The following is a 1,822-nucleotide window of genomic DNA, read 5'->3' on the forward strand; positions in this document are numbered from 1 at the left end:
AAGAGGCTGTCTCAAAAGTAGATAGTTTAAAAGGCTAGCTGATATCTCGGCTAGCCTTTCCTGTTTAACTCAAAATGGATATTTTGAGGTGTGAAAAAACAAGACTTAAATGTAGCTTTTAAAGACTACAATCCCAACCAACTGATGTTTCTTCCTCCCAGTTTGGAGGAATTGATTCCCGCCCACCATCCAGGCCGTGTAGTTCATCAGATCATTGAACGGATAGATCTGAGCGAGGTGTATAGCCGCTACTCAGAGAACGGGTGCAGCAGTTATCATCCCAAGCTGTTGTTAAAGGTGCTGGTCTATGGATACCTGGAGAACTGTTATTCTTCCCGCAAGCTTGAAAAGGCGGTCCGGGAGAATATTGTGTTCATGTGGCTTGCCGGGATGCAGCGTCCCGATCACCATACGATCAACCGGTTCCGGTCAGAGCGTCTCCGGAATGTGATTGGCGATATTTTTGCCCAGGTGGTGCTGTTGTTGCATGAGGAAGGACTTTTGGACATCAAGGAGGTGTACACCGATGGGACCAAGATCGAAGCCAATGCCAACCGTTACACCTTTGTCTGGGGCAAGGCGGTCAAGAAGAGCAAGGAGCGGATCAGTTCCCAGCTTCAGGAACTCTGGGATTATGCCGGTTCGGTAGCCTCCGCTGAGTTGGGCACAGAAGAACCCGACTTTGTGAACCCGAGTGCGGGAAAAGTCACCCAAACGATCCAAAAGATCAATCAGGCACTGGAAGGGAAAACAGTTGACAAGAAGGTAAAACAGAAGTTGGGTTATGCGCAAAAGAACTGGCCGGCCAAACTGGAGGAATATGCCCAGAAAGAGGAAGTACTGGCAGGACGGAACAGTTATTCCAAAACAGATCTGGATGCCACGTTCATGCGGATGAAAGAAGACCATATGAGAAATGGCCAACTCAAACCTGCCTACAACCTTCAACTCAGTACCCATGGACGGTTCGTGGTCAACTATTCCCTGCATCCCAATCCCAATGACACCTTGACCCTGAAGCCTCATCTACAGCAGTACCATCAGCATTACGGGTTCTACCCTTCCTGTTGTACAGCAGATGCAGGATACGGAAGTGAAGAGAACTATTGCTTTCTGGAGCAGAACCGGATCGAAGCTTACGTCAAGTACAACACCTTCCACAAAGAACTCCGCCAGGAATCCAAATCAAAGAAAGTCCATGGCTTGCTGGAAAACCTGTATTACGATCCACAGAAAGATCACTACATCTGTCCGATGGGACAAGCGATGAAACCCAGTGGGGAAAGTACCGGAAAAACCTCGACCGGTTTTGTCCAGCATTACAGGCACTATGTAGCCAAAAATTGCCAGGGGTGTCCACTGGCAGCCACTTGTAGACCCGGGGCCGGTAACAAAACCCTCAGGGTAAACACCAGATTACAGCAACAGAAGTCAAGGGCAAGAAAACGACTCACCTCTGAGCAGGGGATCCAGAAAAGAAAGCAAAGGGCCACCGATGTGGAACCGGTATTTGCAGACTTCAAACACAACAAAGGAAGAGCAAGGTTTATGTTAAGAGGAGCCGAAAAAGTGGCCATTGAAACCGGATTGATCGCCATCGCCCACAACCTGGCAAAAATGGCCGGGTAAGAAGGAGCTGACGCCGTTTTTAAGTTCAAAAACCCTCTGATCCCCCAAGTTTAAACTGTTGCTTCAAAACAAAGAATCCAGAGCTGAATTGACTGTAAGTCAAAAAAAATAGAGGCCGATTTTCATTAATCGGCCTCTATTGGCTAAAATCGACTATCTCGCTTTTTTAACTCTTGTTTTGAGACAGCCTCTT

At 47.7% G+C, this 1,822-nt stretch carries 1 protein-coding gene; it reads left to right on the forward strand.

Annotated elements, in window-relative coordinates:
• The first annotated feature begins 90 nt into the window (after positions 1-90).
• Complete coding sequence (locus KMW37_RS22325; protein WP_215226860.1) at positions 91-1,629, forward strand: IS1182 family transposase; 1,539 nt, start codon at positions 91-93, stop codon at positions 1,627-1,629.
• The last annotated feature ends 193 nt before the right edge of the window (positions 1,630-1,822 follow it).

Origin of the sequence: Echinicola shivajiensis (assembly GCF_018642165.1) — a bacterium.
Classification (GTDB): Bacteria; Bacteroidota; Bacteroidia; order Cytophagales; family Cyclobacteriaceae; genus Echinicola; species Echinicola shivajiensis.